The following is an 18024-nucleotide window of genomic DNA, read 5'->3' on the forward strand; positions in this document are numbered from 1 at the left end:
TTACCCACCAGAAGATGGTAACTCTGACAACATGACTGTGGCTGGCGAAGATTGGGACGGAACCCTTGATCTTGCTATCCAAGGTAATGATAACGGTGATACCTCTGGCCCTGTCGAAAACGTCACAGTTGATATTGATGTGAAGGCAGAAAATGATGCAGCGGTGAATACAGTACCTGACTCCGTTCCAGCGTCTGCTGATGGTGTCACTACGATCACAGGTTTACAAATTAGTGATGTGGACGCCTCGGAAGGTAAGGGTGACTTTACTGTTGAGTTACATGCTGGAAATGGCAGTTTATCTTTACCAGAAGGTACGGACACATCAGGTCTAACTATTACTGAAAGTGGTGATGGTACTTACACTATCGAAGGTTCATTAGATGATATCAATGCCGTACTTGATGGCGGTATTATCTATACACCAGATGATGGTTACAGTGGCGATGACACTATCACTATGACGACGACAGATAACGGTGATGCTGATGGTAAGAATCAAGAAACAACAGAAAGCACGATCACCATTACTGATGTTGTAAGCACAGAATCAGATGAACCTAGTGAGCAAGCTTCTAGCTATAACGCAACTTATACACCAACAGAGCCAGCTCAGAACTTACGTAGTCATCTGGCATCAGCAACATCACAAGTGAATGCAACATCAGCGATACCTTTAACAGCGTTACTATTAGGCGCTGCTGTTGCTGCAGAAGAAGGCGATTCGCTGCAATTAAACCACCTAGATGGTGCTCAAATTGTGGATGCAGATAACCAACCTTTAGGGACGGTTGCTGAAGATGGCTCTGTCACATTAACACCAGATCAAGTTGCAGAGGCTTATGTACACCAACAAGCTGAATCAACCACGACTGAATTTACAGTAGTGACTAAATCTGCGGATAACCGTGTGGTGGCCGAGCATAATGTTTCTACCGCAAGCTTTAATACCACAGGGTTAGATTCACAGCGTGATGATGCAGGTCAAAATAATTCATCGGCTTCGTCTAACAACGCTGAGAATGTACAAGCCGCGGCAGTGGGTGATGCGGAACATGCTGTAGAAGGTCAAAATGTGGCGGATTTATTAGCCGCAAACCCTGAAATGGCAGAGCAATTAGCCGAGAATGCTGATCTACTATCGGATGATTTACACGCGATCGTTGATGAAGTATCAGCGCTTTCTCAAGATAATATTGGTGAAACTGTCGCGGATAAAGTATCTGAACTTCAACAAGACGTGCATGACGCAACCACTCAAGATGATTTAGCTAACCAAGACTTGTCGCTAGCTGATAACCCATTTGATCATGAAAATGATACGGATGAGTTAGCAAGTAACGAGGATAGTTCAAATTACTTTGAGCAGTCTTCACAAGATGATGAGACAGCGTTGGCGGATGATGATGCGCTGAATGCTGATGATTCAAGTGATGATTTTGATAGCGAGCAAGATAGCTTGTATTCAAATGACGACGCGAGTGATAGCTCAATATACGCGGATGATGCAAATCAAGATGATGGATTCTTTGGCGATGATGATGACAGTTTTGATTGGGATCATCTTGCTGCCAATGGTCTAGATGGCGGCCTAGATAGCGATATGTCAGGCATGGAAATGACAGATGATGTGATGATGCTGCACAGTGATTCTGACTTTGATGTGTCAGATTTGCTTGATCAAGACGATCAGAATGGCAATCTTGATATGGATAAATTACTAGGTGAGGCAGCACCTTCATCGGCAGCAGATATTGGTAAGCCGGAAGAAGCATCAGCGGATGATTTAGCGTCTACCCAGCATCTTGACCAACCGGATGTATCTGGAATGGGAATGGATTTATCAGGGCTGCATGACACAAGCTCAGCAGGTCATATCATTAATGACTTGTTTGATCCAAACTCAATGAAACCAACCGATGGCTAATGTCATTTTAAGTTTGCAGTAATACAGATAGCCTCACCGAGAAACAATTGGTGAGGCTATTTTATGGGTAGGAGCAAGAAACGGTTTCATACATTCATCGTATTAGCTGGAAAACGCTACTAAGATCAAACATTCTATAACCTGCATTACCGTGATGTTAGCTTTTAAATTAGCCATTGTACCTAGATGAAAAACGCCATAGGATTGATAAAAATCGAGAGTAGTCATAGGCTTTCATCGAATTCAAAATATCCTCATCTGAGGTTAAACAACAGGGAGTCAACCAAATGGTTGCAGTGAAAAAACAACAAATAGCACCTCAAGGGCCTGAATTTTCAGAGCTAGTGCAAGGTTATTGGCGCTTAGGCGATTGGGGAATGACACCACAAGAACGTTTAACATTTTAAAGCAACATGTTGAACTCGGTGTGACCACGGTCGACCACGCGGATATTTATGGTTACTACGAGTGTGAACAATTATTTGGTGAAGGATTAGCTCTCGATAAAAGCATGCGTGATCAAATTGAGATCGTCACTAAATGCGATATCAAATTATGCGGCGATAAAAATCCCGATTGGAAAGTGAATCACTACAACACCAGCAAGAATCACATTGTTGAATCAGTCAATAACTCATTAGCGCGCTTACAAGTTGAAGATATTGATGTGCTATTAATTCATCGCCCGGATGCACTAATGGATGCGGATGAAGTGGCTGAGACATTTTCTGAGCTAAAACAAGTCGGTAAAGTGAAGCACTTTGGTGTGTCTAACTTTACACCTCGTCAATTTGAGTTACTTCAATCTCGTTTAGATGCGCCGTTAGTGACCAACCAGGTTGAAATTAACCCATTAAATTTTGATGTAGTTGATGACGGTACTCTAGATTTGCTTCAACAATTGCGTGTAAAGCCAATGGCTTGGTCTTGCCTTGCTGGTGGCTCTATTTTTAATGGTTTAAAAGAGCAACATATTCGCGTACGTGATGAACTAGAAGCGATTCGTGAAGAAGTCGGCGCACAAAGTATTGATCAAGTGATCTATGCTTGGGTTCGTCGTTTGCCATCTAAGCCAATGCCAATCATTGGTTCTGGTAAAATTGAGCGAGTTCAAACTGCGATTGATGCTCTAAGCATTGAATTAACCCGTGAGCAATGGTTTAGAGTGTGGATTGCGTCGAAAGGTCACGGTGTGCCATAAACCACTATGCACGTATAGTAATTGTACTTAGTTAATAAGGAGCTCACTTGAGCTCCTTTTTACATTGTTTTGGTGTTGAATTCGGGGCAATCCGTTGTTTTATGATAATGAGGTAGGTTGGTACGGCAGTCCGGCCTGTTGAATAGATTGGCATATCGTCTCACGTATCCATTGATGACCTTGGTCTTGATTATTTCTTTCATGCCACAGCAATACATAAGCCATTGGCATAAATTCAAATGGTAGCGGTAATTGAGTCAGCGGATAAAGCTTTAGTGCGTGGCTAGCAAAGCTTGAGGGTAGGGTGAAGATCAAATCAGTATGAGCACATACGCTCGCCGCGCCATAAAAATCCGGCACAGTAGTATTAATTTTACGATGATGACCTAATTCTGCGAGGTAGTAATCTAACGCCCACCATTCCTTACCTTCGCAACGAACTTGCACATGTGATAACGCTAAATAGTGCTCTAATGTCCAGTCAGTCTCTTTAATTGTTTTTAATACGGGATGATCATTTCGTACCAAGCAAACTTGTTGATCCTTAAATAAGGTTTGGTGCTCAATGCCTTCGGGTAGCTTGCCGACACTAAATTCTGATTGAGGATGCAAATCCCGCCCAGCAATACCAAAATCGATTTGCCCGTGTTGCAAGTCGTTAAACGATTGGCCAGTCCATAGATAAGAATCAAGTTGAATATTAGGCGCTTGGTTAAGTAATGACCCAATAAAAGAGGGAATCAAGGTTTCGTAGGCACTTTCAACCATAGAAAACTAAACTTACGGTGGCTCGTCTCTGGGGTAAACGTGGGTGGTTGAGTGATTTGGTATAAGTCTTGGAGTACGCTCGGCAAAATTTTGGCTAATGCGAGGGCATGAGCGGTTGGTTTTAAACCATGAGAAGTACGCTGAAAGAGGATCTTCTAGTGTATCGCGTAGACGGTTTAAGCTTTTACTTAATGCCGATTGACTTAAATTCAAACGACTTGCCGCACGCGTAACACTTTGTTCTTCAATCAGAACTTGTAAAATTACGAGTAAGTTAAGATCGATTCTGGCTAGTTTATCTAAATTCACTGTTATTCCTTTAGGAAATTGTCTTTAGCTATTATACCATTTCTATTCATAACATCTAAGCGCTACACTAGCGGCCTTATCTGATGTGCCAACTTTACGAGAATTCGATGCAACGCAACTTATTACCTATGTTAATGGCGATGGTGTTACTTAGCCCATTAGCTATCGATATTTATTTACCGTCTCTCCCGACGATGGCGGCGGAATTTTCTGTTTCCAATAGTGAAGTTCAATCCACTTTAATTCTATTTTGTTCGCAATGGGATTAGGCCAGATTGTGATTGGCCCGCTTGCTGACCGTTTTGGTCGCCGACCAGTTGCGTTGTTTGGTGTCATTTTATACGGGTTGAGTAGTGTTCTAGCCGCCGTAGCACAAGAGTTTGAGTTGTTACAAATTGCTCGAGTACTACAAGGGTTAGCGGCTTGCTCGACTTCAATTGTCGTATTCAGCGCGGTTCGAGATTGTTACAGCGTAAAAGATGGGGCAAAAATTTATAGCTACCTCAATGGCGCGATTTGTGTGATACCAGCATTAGCTCCAACCTTAGGTGGGGTATTAGCACTGCATTTTGGTTGGCGTTCAACGTTTGTATTTATGACCTGCTATTCGATTTTGATTTTATGCATGGTGGCGTTTCGCTTCCCGGAAACACGACCAGCGAATACGGTCAGTGACGGCGCTCTGTACCGTTGGGCTCGTTATCAGCCAGTATTGATGGATCGACACTTTCTTTTTTATGCCATTTGCTGCATGACAGGCATGGGCGCGATTTTAACTTACGTGTCTTACTCACCAGTGTGGTTGATTGGACATTTAGGAATGTCGGAATTAGCGTTTAGTGGTTTGTTTGGTGTCAATGCACTGATTAATATCGGTGCTTGCTTTGGCGCACCATGGGTGATCAAAAAGCTTGGTAATCGCCCAACCGTTATCTTTGCATTATCATTATTTATCGTTTCGGCGGCTTTACAATTTGCGGTCCAGCAATCTGGGCTTGTTTCACCATTGGCAGCAGCGGCAGGTTTCATGCTACCAATGGCATTGCTATGTATTGGCTTTGCTTTGCTGCTTGGTCCGGCAACCAGCATGGCATTATCTGGTTTTGGCGAACGCGCTGGAACCGCGGCGGCAATGCTTGGCTTTATTCAAATGAGCGGCGCGTCATTATTGGCGGGCTTGATTCAACAAACCTCGTTAACGGCTCCTTATGCGGTGATCTGTGTAATGGGCGGCGGGGCGATTATATTGCTGTCAGTAATGTCGATGAAAAGAATGAACGCATGGCATGTCGAACGACTGGCTCACGATTGATGTGTCATGCTTCTCTTTATGAGTAATAGATGAAAGCCAGCCTAGTGCTGGTTTTTTATTATATGAATTTTGTATATTTGGCTTTCAATTATTTGTGTATGTGGGCTTCAGAGGCGTAGTATTGACCTAGATTGATTAATTTTTAAATCAGAGGTATCGGATGAAAATCTCAATGTTTAGCACAAAATCGTATGATGAAGCATCATTTTGTCAGGCGAATGAAAACCATGGTCATGAATGTCATTTTTATAATTTTCAACTGGATTTAAAAACCGCGTCAATTGCTGAAGATTCTCAAGTCGTCTGTGCGTTTGTTAATGATGACTTAAGTCGTCCTGTACTAGAGAAACTGGCAAAGCAAGGCACTAAACTGATTGCAATGCGCTGTGCCGGATTTGACCGTGTTGATTTAGAAGCTGCAAAAGAATTGGGATTACAAGTTGTAAGAGTGCCAGCATATTCACCAGAGGCCATTGCGGAACATGCAGTAGGCATGATGATGTGCTTAAATCGTCGTTTCCATAAAGCTTATCAGCGTACCCGTGATGCTAACTTTTCTTTAGAAGGTCTAACTGGATTTAACTTTTATGGTAAAACCGCAGGCGTGATTGGTACTGGTAAAATTGGCTTAGCCATTATGCGTATTTTAAAAGGACTAGGTATGAATGTTTTATGCTACGACCCATACCCTAGTGATGCCGCAAATGAGATTGGCGCAACTTACTCTTCGCTTGACGATATTTATCAGCAATCGGATGTGATCACACTGCATTGTCCTTTAACATCAGAAAATCGCCGGCTCTTAAATGCTGAATCATTTAGTAAAATGAAAGATAAAGTGATGATTATCAATACCAGCCGAGGTGGTCTACTGGATTCACAAGATGCCATTGAAGCGCTAAAAGCCGGAAAAATTGGCGCATTGGGACTTGATGTATATGACAATGAGAAAGAATTGTTCTTCCAAGATAAATCCAATGACATTATTACCGATGATATTTTCCGTCGTTTATCCGCTTGTCATAATGTTTTATTCACCGGACATCAGGCATTTCTAACGAATGAAGCATTAGCCAATATTGCTGATACGACATTAAGTAACATTAAGCTGTTCTCGCAGGGTAAGTCTTCTGGTAATGAAGTGCTCTAAAGTCAAACTATAGTAGTTAGTCATGGGGTGGAGTATTATTCGTATATCAATTTTACACTCCCCTTAAAAGAGTACGTTTTAATGATTACCCTGCAAGCTGGATTAATTTACTGCTTAATCCTGAGTTTTGTCACTTTTATTGTCTATTGGAAAGACAAACGAGCGTCAATCAAAGGTAATTGGCGCACCCCAGAAAAAACGTTACACATACTTGCTTTTTTAGGTGGATGGCCGGGCGCGTTGTTAGCTCAGCACCTCTTTCGCCATAAAACCAGTAAGTTTCGTTTTCAGTTTGTATTTTGGTTATTAGTTGCCCTTAATTGTATTGGTACAGTTTTGATCCAAAACCCTGATTTTTATATGTAATGTGAATCAACAAGGATTACCGCCATGAACTCTGATTATCCTTTAGTTTCTGCAACTTGGCTCTTTGATCATTTTTCTGACGATAATGTCGTTGTTCTTGATACGACAACTCAACATGCCGTGGTCGGTGAAGCCTTAGAATTGCCTCGTCAGTATTTACCTAACTCTCAGCTTTTTGATATCGAAAATGTTTTCCTTGATTTAACCAATCCACTACCAAATACCATGCCAAGCCCTGAATTGTTTATCGAACAAGCTCGTCAGCTAGGCATTAATCAAGATAGTGTGGTGGTGCTCTATGATGCTCGAGGTTTATATTCCGCTCCTCGCGCTTGGTGGATATTTAAAACCATGGGCTTTGAGCACGTTTATGTCTTAGACGGTGGACTGTCATTATGGCAATCATTGGGCTACCCATTAGTGGATTCTTATACTGATATAGATAGAGCGATGGGTAATGTGAATGCAAACTATCAAGCGCAGAAAGTGTTTAATGTGGATGATGTGTTAGCGGCGATTTCAAACGATGATATTCAAATTATTGATGTGCGTTCGCAAGAGCGATTTTTAGGTAAAGTCGCAGAGCCTCGTGAAGGGATGCGATCTGGACATATTCCATCTTCAATTAACCTACCTTTTAGTTCGGTACTTGAAGGGCATCAATTCAAGAAACTCGAGGCGCTGGAAACACTACTTGAACAGCATTTAGATGCTTCAAAACAGCAAGTATTTTCATGTGGTTCAGGCTTAACGGCGTGTATTGTCCTGATGGCGGCTTATCTTTGTGGCTATACTAACCTAGCCGTATACGATGGCTCTTGGGCTGAATGGGGCGCAAACCATGATCTACCGGTTGAATAAGGAATCGAGTTATGACGGATGTCAGTTATCCAGTAAAAGGCCAATGTCAGTGTGGTAGTGTGAACTTTACCTTGAAAGCGGCACCTAAAGTAGTAATGGCTTGCCATTGTAAAGAATGCCAAAAATTATCCACCAGTGCGTTTAGTATCACTTGTGTCCTGGATGCAAAGGATATTGATATTCAAGGTGAGCTAAAGCAAACCAGCCGCACTGCAGACAGCGGCAATGAAAATATCGGTCATTTCTGTGCTGGTTGCGGTAATCGTATTTATCAATTAAACCCTGCCGTGCCTGAAATGATCAAATTCAAGGCGGCGGCCAGTTTAGACGATACACGTATGATTGTACCGACGATGCATGTATGGACAAGCGAAAAGCAAAATTGGGTTGTGATCCCCGATGATGTTCAGCAATTTGAAAAACAACGTTAATCGATAACTGGTGAGCGTTGAATCATCTTCCCTTATCACAATGATAACTTGCATATCGGCCAAATAGGTTCGACACTGAAGCCATTCCATCACAATTTAAGGATGATGTTATGGCTTCTGTTCCCTCCAATACTTTTTACCGTACCGAACATGACAGCATGGGAGAGGTAAAAGTCCCCAAAGATGCTTTATATCAGGCTCAAACTCAACGAGCCGTCGATAATTTTTCAATCAGTTCTTTGACCATGCCTCCTCGTTTTATTCAATCTGTTGCCATGATCAAACAAGCCGCTGCTAAAGCTAACGAAGAGTTGGGTCTACTCGATAGTACGATGTCTAAAGCGATTCAAGCGAGTTGTCAGGCCATTATAGATGGCGAGTATCTTGACCAATTTCCTATCGATGTTTTTCAGACTGGTTCTGGTACCAGCACCAACATGAATCTTAATGAAGTGATCGCGACCTTATCAAATCAAATTCTTGAAGAAGAAACGGGGCAAGCACAGCGTGTTGGGCCGAACGATCATGTCAATATGGCGCAAAGCAGTAATGATGTGATTCCCTCGGCGATTCAGCTTAGTGCATTAATGGCGATTGAAGATGAATTGATTCCTGCCATGGAGCATTTAAGTCAAGTGTTGAAGGCAAAAGCGTCTGCACTATCTCATATTGTGAAAACCGGTCGTACTCACTTAATGGATGCGATGCCAGTAACCATGGGGCAGGAGTTATCTGGTTGGAAGGTGCAAATCGATAAAGCTCGCTGCCGCATTGAACAACTCTTGCCTGATTTAAAGCAATTGGCGCAGGGCGGAACTGCAGTGGGTACCGGCATTAATGCACCTCAAGAATTTGCTCAATTATTTACTCAGCATCTGAGTTCAATAACGGGAAAGTCCATTCAGCCAAGCGACAACTATTTCTACAGTTTAAGCTGCCAAGACTCAAGTGTGGCTGTATCTGGTGAATTAAAAGCCTATGCTGTAGCCTTAATGAAAATATCCAATGATCTACGTTGGATGAATTCAGGGCCACTCGCGGGAATAGGTGAAATAGAACTGCCAGCTTTACAACCAGGTTCATCGATTATGCCAGGAAAAGTGAATCCTGTTATCCCCGAAGCCGTAGCCATGGCAGCAGCTCAAGTGATAGGGAATGACACAACGATTACGGTTGCAGGGCAAAGTGGTAATTTTCAATTAAATGTGATGTTGCCAGTGATTGCTCTCAACTTACTGCAAAGCATTGAACTACTGGCTAATAGTTCACGCAGTCTCGCGGATCAAGCGATAAAAGATTTTGTTGTGCGAGAAGATAATTTGGATTTGGCTCTCGTTAAAAATCCAATTTTAGTGACCGCGTTAAACCCTATTATTGGCTATGAAAAAGCTGCGCAAATTGCCAAGAAAGCGTATAAAGAAAAGCGTGCGATTATTGATGTGGCAGAACAAGAAACGGAATTATCTAGAGCAGAGTTAGAGAAAGCACTTGATCCGAGTAAGCTCACTCAAGGTGGTATCTGTTAGTTAGGAATAAAGCAGAAATAAAAAGGCCGCTGCGGTTAACAGCGGCCTTAAAGTTATAAGCTTAGAGGCTTAATCTTGATAAGTAATTTCGATACGACGGTTTTGTTCACGACCTTCAGCTGTTGAGTTATCAGCAATAGGGTTTTCTTCCCCTTTACCTTCAACGTTGATGCGTGATTCATCGATACCATTTTCAGTTAAGTAATCAGCAGCTTTTTGTGCGCGTTTTTCTGAAAGTTTTTGGTTGTATTCAGCTGCCCCTGTTGAATCAGTGTAACCGATAACGGCAACATTAATTTCAGGACGTTGTTCTAAATATGTGACTACTGGATCTAAAGAGCTTTTTGCATCTGATGTTAATTCAACAGAGTTATGTTCAAAAGCACCTTTTGATAAGGTTGCTGCTGGTAATGGCTCTTCTACAACAGCTGGTTCTGGTTCTGGCTCTTGAGCGGCTACCACTGCCGCAGTTGTTGCCGCTGCAGCAACTGGTGCAGCACTATCTGAACTACCAAAATAGTAACTTAGGCCAAGAGATACGTAGTTAACATCAGTTTTACCTGTTGTGCTACTTTCGCCTACGTTATCAAACCATTGATATTCGGTACGTACACGCCAGTTATGGCTTAGTTGATATTCGACACCAGCACCTAACATTAGTGACCAGTTTTCATCGCTATCATTATAAGCACCTGTTTTTTGATCGACATAGTTATATGAAGTACCTACTTTACCAAATAGATTCCATGCGCTAGTAAGGTTCCAATCTAATTTTGCCCCTAATTCACCATTCTGAATCTGAGTTTTATTAACTTCGCTACCAGCAACATGCTCTTTCGAATTACCAAGGTAGTTATAACCACCTTCTAAAGAGAACCATTCGTTAAATTGATAACCACCATAGACACTACCAGCCCAGGCATCATCATCAATATCACCGTCATTCTGACCGAAATCGAAATTAGACCAACCGGTTTTAGCACCAAGGTAAAACTCTCCGGCATTTTCTGCAGCGGCATTAACCTGTGGCGACATAAGAAGAGAAAGAGAAATGATTGACGCGACAGAAGGGTAAAAAGACATTTGTTTAATATTCATATTGGCACCAACTATAAAGTTATTTTTGTCCATACAAGCGATCCACAACTTCGATAAAGGAAATTTGGACCATAATTTTGCTAGCGAGTTATTGAAAACTATAAAGTTATCAAAAATCTGCCTACACAATACTGCTGTAAGAATAGTTTATCAATCCATTGGTGTGAAACTTTTGTAAATTAACGGTGTCAGTGATTGGCTTGATGAATGAGGGGGCTCGGCTGCGTGATGATTCTATTATATGTTATTTTTTAAATTGTGATAAAGGTAACCAATTACTTAAATATCAAAGTCTTATTTTCTATTTTGAGCGCTGACTAATTTGATAAATAATGAACATTGATTAAAGTGATATGCTTTACAATGCTAATTTATTGGAATGTTGCTGTTTTGTATTAAAAATTAAAATTAATTATTGTGATCTAGATCTCTATTTTAGTGCCCTCTATCGCATAAAAAATTTTTGGTTGCTATTTAGTTGTTAGTAAAAGAATGGCGTGTCTCTAGAACGAGGCCATTATGGTTCATAAGGAAAATGAAATGCTGAGTTTAGGTTTGGATATTGGTGGAACAAAAATTGAAGCGGTTGTGTTATCAGAAGATGGGCAAACTATTTATCAGCAGCGCATACCGACGCCAACCAGTAGTTACTCTGAATTCTTATCAACAGTCACCGGTTTGATTCAAAGTATCCAACAAACATTACAACAGCCTATGACCATTGGTATCGGCCTACCTGGTGCGATAAGCCCTGATAGCCAAACCATAAAAAACTGTAATTGCTTAATCTTGAATGGCCAGCATTTGGATAAAGATATTGCTGACATAGTTAAACAGCCGGTATTTATCGCAAATGATGCCGATTGTTTTACATTATCGGAAGCGCAAGATGGCGCAGGCGCTGGGCATGCCACCGTCTTTGGCGTCATTATTGGTACGGGTGTGGCGGTGGTGTTGTCGTCAATGGTCAACTACTTTCTGGGCCCAATGCGATCGCCGGAGAGTGGGGTCATAATACCTTGCCACAATATCATCGAGATAATGATGGACTCGCACAGCAATGCTACTGCGGAAAAATTAACTGTATAGAACGCTTTATTTCAGGATCAGGTTTTTCTGAACGCTATAATCAGCAGCATGGCACAGACTACAACTCTGCAGAAATCATGGATTTAAAACGTGCTGGCAATACGAATGCTGAGCAACATTATTTATCGTTTATTGATATGTGTGCCCGTAGTTTGGCATCGGTCATAAATGTACTTGATCCACATGTAATTGTGCTTGGTGGCGGTTTGTCGAATGTAGATGAAATTTACCAAGATATAAACGATGCAATTGGAGCTTATGTTTTTTCAGACGTGTGTAACACTAAGATTGTGAAAGCGAAGTACGGTGATTCAAGCGGCGTGAGAGGGGCATGTTGGTTGCCTAGAATGCATCAAGCTAATACCTAATTAACATTCTATGCAATTGCTAAATAAAATAGCCACTCACTTTTCCTGACTGAACCGGATCGTTAAAGCGAGTGGCTATTTTTTAGAATCAACCCTAGTTGAAGTTAATCAATATTAATCTTCATTGGTTGCGCTGATTTTATGGATAGATAAATCGGCACCGCTATATTCGTCTTCTTGGCTTAAACGTAAGCCTGATACTTTGTGAATCGTGTCATAGACCAGAATTGAACCTAATACAGCAATGGCAATACCTAGTAACGTACCGAGAACCTGAACGGTTAAACTCACACCACCCATTCCGCCTAGTGCGGTTTGTCCAAAGATACCGGCAGCAATACCGCCCCATGCTCCACACACGCCATGCAGCGGCCAAACACCTAATACGTCATCGATTTTGGTTTTGTTTTGCATGAAGGTAAATAGCCATACAAAAATTGCAGCAGCCACAACACCCGTTGCTAATGCGCCGATGGGATGCATTAAATCTGAACCAGCACAAACCGCGACTAAGCCCGCCAGTGGACCATTATGAATAAAGCCTGGGTCATTTTTACCCATCACCATTGCTGCTAATATTCCGCCAGCCATTGCCATTAAAGAGTTAATCGCTACTAAACCACTGATACCATTAATAGTTTGTGCCGACATAACATTAAAGCCGAACCAACCAACACATAATATCCATGCGCCTAGTGCAAGAAATGGGATATTAGATGGTGCAAAGTTAGTATGTTTGCCCGCGCGGATCCGTCCGTTACGCATGCCAAGGAATATTACGGCGACTAGTGCAATCCAGCCCCCGACACCGTGGACAACTACTGAGCCTGCAAAATCGTGAAACCCTGTACCAAAGGTGGTTTCAAACCATGCTTGTAGACCAAAATTACCATTCCATATCATGCCTTCAAATAATGGATACACTAAGCCAACGATAAAGAATGTACCGATCAACACAGGGTAGAAACGAGCTCGCTCCGCGATACCGCCAGAGACAATGGCCGGAATTGCTGCTGCAAAGGTCAATAAGAAAAAGAATTTAACCAGTTCGTAGCCATCGGCGTTTTTCAAGGTAGTTGTCACTACTTGCTTAATTATCAAGCAGCTTCTTTTTCTGGGTTCAGATGAACTTCTCCGATCGGCTCACAGTTCCTGATTTTCCCTGACCAGCGTTCTGGTCTTTTCTGGCGATGTTCCATCAACACCTTTGCTCGACGTTCCAAGATTTGCTTGTCTTTTCCACTATGGCGCTCTGATGGTGTGACAAAGTTTAAGCGACTATGTTTGTGTTCGGTGTTATACCAGACAACGAATTCAGCTACCCAAGCTCGACATACGTCTAGATCAATAAAACCTTTTGATGGCCAATTCGGCACATATTTCAATGTGCGGAATAAGGATTCCACATACGGATTGTCATCGCTGACTCGTGGGCGACTGTAGGACGAGATAATGCCCAGTTCTTCCATCTTAGCTTTGAACGTCAATGATTTCATTGGAGCGCCATTATCGGAATGCAGAACCAGAGACTGATTGAAGCATTGCTCTCGCATCAAGGTTCGTTGCAGTAACTGAGCTGCCAACTCTCCGCACTCTCGGTCATAGACGTCATACCCAACGATTTTTCGGCTATAAATATCTTCGATCATGTACAGATAATAATGCTGACCACGAACCCCTGACGGCATGTACGTAATATCCCAAGTGAAAACCTGATTTGGCCCTGTAGCGGTGTAACTTGTTGGTCTCGATGATTTTTTCCGACTACGTTGGCGACCTCGATGGTTGAGTTGACCTTCTGCTTTCAAAACCCGATAAAAACTCGATTCTGATGCGATATATTCACCTTTATCCAGCAAGGTTGGGACGATTTGACTCGGTGGTAAACTCGCGTATTCAGGTGCGTTACTGACTTCAACGATCAACTGCCTTTCTTGCTTCGAGAGCTTGTTTACTGGCTCTGGCCGTGTCGCTATCGACCTTTGATCTTCCTGTATTTCACCGCTCTGATACCAGCGACGGTAAGTCCGTAAATCGATCTCAGCTTCATGACAGGCATTCTCTAAGCGACAGCCGTTTTGACGAGCCTCATGGATGAGTGCAACCAAACTTTGCCTTTCATCGGTTGAGGTTAATCGTCCTCGGGTTCTTCCCCGTAAAAGGCTCTGAGCTTTTTTCTCAGCACCAGAAGAGCAGTGGTTTCTGCCAGCGCTTTTTCTTTGTAACGGAGTTCTTTCTTCAACTCTTTTATTTCATGTTTGTCCGCTTTTGCCTGTTTCTTGGCTTCCGCTTCTCGTTCTTTTTGAGTCATGAAACCGTGCATACATTCGCTGCGCCACTCTTTGATCTGCTCATGGTAAAGCCCCTTTTCACGACAATACTGACTTAACTCATGCTCTGTCATGGAAAAGGTTTCAGCAACTACAGCTAACTTAGTTTGGGCTGACCACTGCTCGGAGGAAGTATTACTATCTGGCACAACGGCTCCTGACTGTCTTAATGCGTTACGCCAATTGTACAGGGTTGCTTCACTGATGCCTTCTTCTTTTGCTACTTCCGTCACTGAACGAGAGTATGGAGGTAATAGCTTTTTCAATATTGCTTCTTTTCTTTCCTGCGGATAACGAGACATGACTTACTCTGTTACCGCCCCTAACTGGTTAAATTTTAACAGTGACAACTATCCTGCCAGAGGGGGGTACTAATAGATTATTACCCATTGAGCTAGGTATTGGTGATATTGATCAACCAACGAATACATCACCTATATTTGCGTCATTTGAAAATATTACGATTCCAACACAAACATTAAGACCAGTGTTGGATGGTAGTCTGTTGTGGACTTTAATTTCTAACTTATCCCTTAATTATTTATCTCTGCTTTCTAAAGATGCGTTATGTAGCATTTTTAGAGCGTATGACTTTAAAGCTTTGGTCGATAGACAAGCTGAAAAAACCAGTCAAAGACGCTTAGAGGGGATTGAGAAAATTGAGTCTAATCCTATTGATAAAATAATCCGAGGACGTTCAGTTCGAGGGCTAGAGTCGGTATTGTATCTCAATCAAGATGCCTTTTCTTCTGAAGGCGAGTTATATCTATTTGGGACCGTATTAAGTCAATTCTTTGCACTATATGCAAGTATTAATTCTTTTCATCAGTTAACGGTAATTAATACGAAAAACAACGAGAAATATACATGGAATTTACAGGCAGGGATGCAACCACTGATTTAGCTAAATTAGATGTGCATCGATTGTCTGAGTCTGTGCATGATTTTAGTTTTTATCAGTTAATTGAATTACTTCATCTATATGAAGGAAATATACCTGAAGCCAGTGATTGGGAAAGAGATTGTCGTCTCTCTTTTTCGGGTAACCCTAGTTTAGGTTTTTCACCGTCCGATATTACTAAATTGACGAGATTTTCAGATGGAAAATTAGGTTTAGAAACCAATTTCATCGGGTTATCTGGAGGGGTGTCACCCTTGCCCGGATATATATTGGAGCAATTAATTAATGAAGAGCCTGGTGGTTTACGTCGCCCGTTCTTTGATTTTTTTAATAATAGGATTGCCAATTTAACTTATAGGCTCTGGCGAAAGTATCGTTATCACGTGCGTTTTAGACCTGGTGCTGAAGATGAGTTCTCATCACAAGTTTTTGCTTTGGTGGGTTTGTTTGATGTTTCTTTGAGAGGTGAAACCCCGATTAACTGGAGCAAAATGCTTTCTTATTCAGGGTTGTTAGCCAGCCGCAGTCGTTCTCCTCAAGTCGTTGAAGGGATTATTGCTCATTGTTTTGATTTACCTAAAGTGGTTATTAAAGAGTGGAATAGACGTAATGTAAAAATAGCTCAAGAACAAAGAGCATTTTTAGGTTTCCAGAATATGACTTTAGGGGTTGATACTGTTTTAGGTAGCTTTATTGAAGACACTAGTGGGAAATTTACGATTTGTATTCATCAGTTAACTAAAGAACGATTCTTTGAATTCTTACCCTCTGGCAGTAATTTTGAGCCATTAAGAAAACTAATCGAATTTATTATTAGAGATCAACTTGCATACGATATTGAATTAATCATGGATGAAGTGGCATTAGAAAATATGAGTAATTCACCGGATATGTCGTTGGGCTGGACATCTTTTTTGGGTGAGAAAAATAGAAATGGTAGCGTCTTAATTCAAGGAAGGCAGTAAATGAAAAAAGAAGACAATAAGTTATCTCTCATTGTATCTAATGTAAAAACCTTACAGCCAGGGTTATTAGCTTCACATGCCTTTGATGTGGATGGTGGAATCGTTGGCTCTAGTGATAATTCTAATTGGGTTTTATATGACGATGGTCATCATATCAAACCTAATCATTTTGAAATCTTTCATATTGATAATTCTTACTGTTTAAGAGATTTATGCGGAACTACCTATATTAACGATTCGGATATGCCCCTAGGTGTGGGTAACGAAGCCCGATTGCAGCATAAAGATCGTATCCGAATCGGTACTTATTATCTTTTGGTTAAATTGACCGATGACGATGAATTAAATGACCATAGCTCATTAGAGCAATTCATCAATAAGAGTAAGAATGAATTATTAGATGATCATTATCCTGACATAGTTAATCCGGATGATGCATTAGAAAATAAAAAACTAGATGGTGTTGATCCAATTAAAGAACTGGATGGAAATGGGCGGCTTAATGATGAAAATAATGACCCATTAGATAACGTTCTGGATGAATTTATTAATCAAGGTTCAAAAAAAGAAAAGACGGATTTTACTCCTCAAGCAGATAGTGAATTTGAATTGACCTCATCGATGCGATTGAAAAAAATACTAGGTTTTGGCCGAAGAAAAAAAGCAGTATTAAATTCAGATGAAGATATTGATGCTAAGGACAATACTGACATTACTTTAAATACCCCCCAAATGATTGAAGGCTTTAATATGGATGATAATAACTTAGAAATACTTGAACAAGAATTGGCTCAGCAATCCCGACCAGAACCCTCTTTTGAGGGAAGTAACCACTTAATTATGGGACCTTTATTAAATGGGTTAGAAGTTCAGCTAGAAAATAGCGCTAATATTGAAAATATTCATAAATTAGGTGAAGAATTTGGAGAGAGTTTAAAGGCTTGTATTCAAGGGATTTTAGGTATTCATTCTCAAGTAGAACATGGCCGGTTTGGGGTCATTAATCGTAACTTACAGCCAATCGAAGACAATCCATTAAGACTTGGTTTGAATTATAACGAAACAATGAAAACCATGTTTGATAGCAAGAAAAGTATGGTGCATTTATCACCACCGGCAGCGATTGAAGAAAGCCTTAAAAACATTCGAAATCATAATCAAGCGATGCAAGAGGCAACCTCAGAAGCGCTTCAACATATTTTAATGGCATTTTCCCCTGATGTGCTATTGAAGCGATTTAATAGCTATAAAAGAAGCAGTGATGCGGAGACAACATCATCGGAATCTTGGGCGTGGGGGATGTATCAAAATTACTTTTCAGAGTTAACGTCTAATCGTCAACGCGGTTTTGATAAATTATTTTGGGAAATATTTGAACAATCATATGACCGAAAAATTCGAGAGATGCAATTGGAGAAGTAA

The 18024-nt window shown here is 41.2% G+C and carries 15 protein-coding genes and 3 pseudogenes; 13 read left to right on the top strand and 5 right to left on the bottom strand.

Annotated features, from left to right (window positions below; translation table 11 throughout):
* Nucleotides 1–31 precede the first annotated feature (31 nt).
* Together VRUMOI_RS13825 and VRUMOI_RS13830 are read left to right on the top strand one after the other, a co-directional pair.
* The gene (locus VRUMOI_RS13825; protein ID WP_110410703.1) at nt 32–1927 is read left to right on the top strand and encodes a hypothetical protein; all 1896 of its coding nucleotides are present in this window, start codon (nt 32–34) and stop codon (nt 1925–1927) included.
* Nucleotides 1928–2214: 287 nt separating this feature from the next.
* A pseudogene (locus VRUMOI_RS13830) lies at nt 2215–3128 on the top strand (aldo/keto reductase).
* Nucleotides 3129–3227: 99 nt separating this feature from the next.
* Here the strand turns inward: VRUMOI_RS13830 and VRUMOI_RS13835 are convergent.
* Nucleotides 3228–3896, bottom strand: a complete 669-nt coding sequence (locus tag VRUMOI_RS13835; RefSeq protein WP_231897553.1) for a LysR substrate-binding domain-containing protein — start codon at nt 3894–3896, stop codon at nt 3228–3230.
* 12 nt (nt 3897–3908) lie between these two features.
* Entirely contained in the window at nt 3909–4205 is a 297-nt protein-coding gene (locus VRUMOI_RS19535; protein ID WP_231897554.1) for a LysR family transcriptional regulator, read from the bottom strand.
* Between the two features lie 107 nt (nt 4206–4312).
* Here VRUMOI_RS19535 and VRUMOI_RS19440 point away from each other — a divergent pair, with 107 nt between their 5' ends.
* The 7 genes from VRUMOI_RS19440 to VRUMOI_RS13865 all read left to right on the top strand — a co-directional run bounded on the left by VRUMOI_RS19440 (nt 4313) and on the right by VRUMOI_RS13865 (nt 9851).
* Nucleotides 4313–4474 (top strand): hypothetical protein, encoded by a 162-nt coding sequence (locus VRUMOI_RS19440; protein WP_197712971.1) that lies wholly within the window; start codon nt 4313–4315, stop codon nt 4472–4474.
* Nucleotides 4465–5517: a multidrug effflux MFS transporter gene (locus tag VRUMOI_RS13840; protein WP_197712972.1), complete on the top strand. Its 1053-nt coding sequence runs from the start codon at nt 4465–4467 to the stop codon at nt 5515–5517. Before VRUMOI_RS19440 ends, VRUMOI_RS13840 begins: the two co-directional genes overlap by 10 nt.
* A 160-nt stretch (nt 5518–5677) precedes the next feature.
* A complete protein-coding gene (locus VRUMOI_RS13845; protein ID WP_089139880.1) occupies nt 5678–6667 on the top strand; it encodes a 2-hydroxyacid dehydrogenase in 990 nt (329 codons plus the stop codon).
* A gap of 81 nt (nt 6668–6748) precedes the next feature.
* Nucleotides 6749–7033, top strand: a complete 285-nt coding sequence (locus tag VRUMOI_RS13850; RefSeq protein WP_089139879.1) for a DUF1294 domain-containing protein — start codon at nt 6749–6751, stop codon at nt 7031–7033.
* 24 nt (nt 7034–7057) lie between these two features.
* Nucleotides 7058–7894, top strand: coding sequence for a sulfurtransferase (locus VRUMOI_RS13855; RefSeq protein ID WP_089139878.1), 837 nt, complete (start codon nt 7058–7060; stop codon nt 7892–7894).
* Nucleotides 7895–7905: 11 nt separating this feature from the next.
* Nucleotides 7906–8325, top strand: coding sequence for a GFA family protein (locus VRUMOI_RS13860; protein ID WP_089139877.1), 420 nt, complete (start codon nt 7906–7908; stop codon nt 8323–8325).
* A gap of 110 nt (nt 8326–8435) precedes the next feature.
* Complete coding sequence (locus VRUMOI_RS13865) at nt 8436–9851, top strand: class II fumarate hydratase (protein ID WP_110410704.1); 1416 nt, start codon at nt 8436–8438, stop codon at nt 9849–9851.
* A gap of 69 nt (nt 9852–9920) precedes the next feature.
* Here VRUMOI_RS13865 and VRUMOI_RS13870 read toward each other — a convergent pair whose 3' ends face one another.
* Complete coding sequence (locus VRUMOI_RS13870; protein ID WP_162598415.1) at nt 9921–10949, bottom strand: OmpA family protein; 1029 nt, start codon at nt 10947–10949, stop codon at nt 9921–9923.
* Nucleotides 10950–11492: 543 nt separating this feature from the next.
* On the opposite strand from VRUMOI_RS13870, the pseudogene VRUMOI_RS13875 reads away from it, so the two are divergent.
* Nucleotides 11493–12406: pseudogene (locus VRUMOI_RS13875) on the top strand (ROK family protein).
* Between the two features lie 114 nt (nt 12407–12520).
* Here VRUMOI_RS13875 and VRUMOI_RS13880 read toward each other — a convergent pair.
* On the bottom strand, nt 12521–13507 hold the full coding sequence (locus tag VRUMOI_RS13880; RefSeq protein ID WP_269459991.1) for an ammonium transporter: 987 nt from the start codon (nt 13505–13507) through the stop codon (nt 12521–12523).
* Nucleotides 13504–15038 (bottom strand): IS3 family transposase gene (locus VRUMOI_RS13885; RefSeq protein WP_456300778.1). Its coding sequence is split into 2 segments (ribosomal slippage): nt 13504–14567 and nt 14567–15038, totalling 1536 coding nucleotides; the frame shifts between segments, so codons are not numbered across the junction. The genes VRUMOI_RS13880 and VRUMOI_RS13885 overlap by 4 nt, the downstream gene beginning before the upstream one ends.
* Before the next feature lie 68 nt (nt 15039–15106).
* Here VRUMOI_RS13885 and VRUMOI_RS13890 point away from each other — a divergent pair.
* From VRUMOI_RS13890 to tagH, 3 genes and pseudogenes are all read left to right on the top strand, one after another.
* A pseudogene (locus VRUMOI_RS13890) lies at nt 15107–15640 on the top strand (type VI secretion system baseplate subunit TssF); the annotation flags it as partial.
* On the top strand, nt 15604–16602 hold the full coding sequence (gene tssG, locus VRUMOI_RS13895; RefSeq protein WP_089139035.1) for a type VI secretion system baseplate subunit TssG: 999 nt from the start codon (nt 15604–15606) through the stop codon (nt 16600–16602). The pseudogene VRUMOI_RS13890 and the gene tssG, both read left to right, overlap by 37 nt.
* Entirely contained in the window at nt 16603–18024 is a 1422-nt protein-coding gene (gene tagH / locus VRUMOI_RS13900; protein ID WP_089139034.1) for a type VI secretion system-associated FHA domain protein TagH, read from the top strand.

Source organism: Vibrio rumoiensis (genome assembly GCF_002218045.2).
GTDB classification, from domain to species: Bacteria; Pseudomonadota; Gammaproteobacteria; order Enterobacterales; family Vibrionaceae; genus Vibrio; species Vibrio rumoiensis.